This is a genomic window from Collinsella sp. TF11-5AC (assembly GCF_003436775.1).
GTDB lineage: Bacteria > Actinomycetota > Coriobacteriia > Coriobacteriales > Coriobacteriaceae > Collinsella.
Map to the genome: position 1 here is coordinate 1 of NZ_QSQO01000049.1, position 900 is coordinate 900.

A 900-nucleotide genomic window follows, 5' to 3' on the forward strand; every position below is an offset into this window, starting at 1 on the left:
GGTAGTGTCGAGAAAGTTGGTGTAGAGCCCGATCCGAAGCGAGTCGGCCCGGCGTCCTGGAACCTGGAACACGGTTGATATCCTATGCCGCCTCGACCCTGTCCGCAAGCTCGAGGCCCGATTCGATCATCTTCCTGGCCTCCGCCTCAAGCCGCGCCCAGTCGACGGGGCCGTCGATCCCGCGCGTGCGGCCCTCGTCGTAGAGCTCGTTCATCCTCTCCTCCGAGAAGTACCTGGACTCCTGCCATATCTCGTCCTGCTCGCACATGACCGCGCCCGCGAGCCGCACCAGCGAGCCCGTTGACGGGAACACCTGCACGACGCGCGACCTGCGCTTTATCTCTCGGTTGGTCCTCTCCTGCACGTTGTTGGTGCGCAGGCGCTTCCAGTGCGACGGCGGGAAGTCGAGGTAGGCCAGGGCGTCCGGCTCGGCCTCCTCGAGGATTGTCGCCGCCCTCGGGCAGCACCCTTCCAGCATGTCGCACGCCACGTGGTACATGGCGGTCACGGTGGCGGCGCCGCGCCCGCGGAACACCTGCGAGACGATCCTGCCCACGCGGCGCCTGAGCTGCCAGGAGCCCGCCTCGCGCATGCAGTCGCGCATGAGGTGGACCGCGCAGCGCTGCCACGCGGCGCCCTGGAAGACCTCGCCGAGCGCCCGGACGAGCCCCGGGTGGGCGTCCGAGACGACGAGCCGCACGCCCGCCGCCCCGCGCGAGCGGATGGTCCGCAGGAAGGCGAGCCACGAGTCGTAAGACTCGGTGTCAACCACGTCGACGCCCAGGACGCGCCTCCAGCCGCCCGCATCGCAGCCGATGGCGGTGACCACGGCGGTGGAGGCGACGCGCCCCTCGCGGCGGCACTTGACGTAGGTCGCGTCGAGCCAGACGTAGGGCACCG

At 69.9% G+C, this 900-nt stretch carries 1 protein-coding gene; it reads right to left on the minus strand.

What is annotated here, in order from left to right; genetic code table 11:
* Positions 1-82 precede the first annotated feature (82 nt).
* Positions 83-900 (minus strand): IS256 family transposase (locus DXD16_RS10175; RefSeq protein WP_117655990.1); only part of this gene is annotated, 818 nt, incomplete at its 5' end.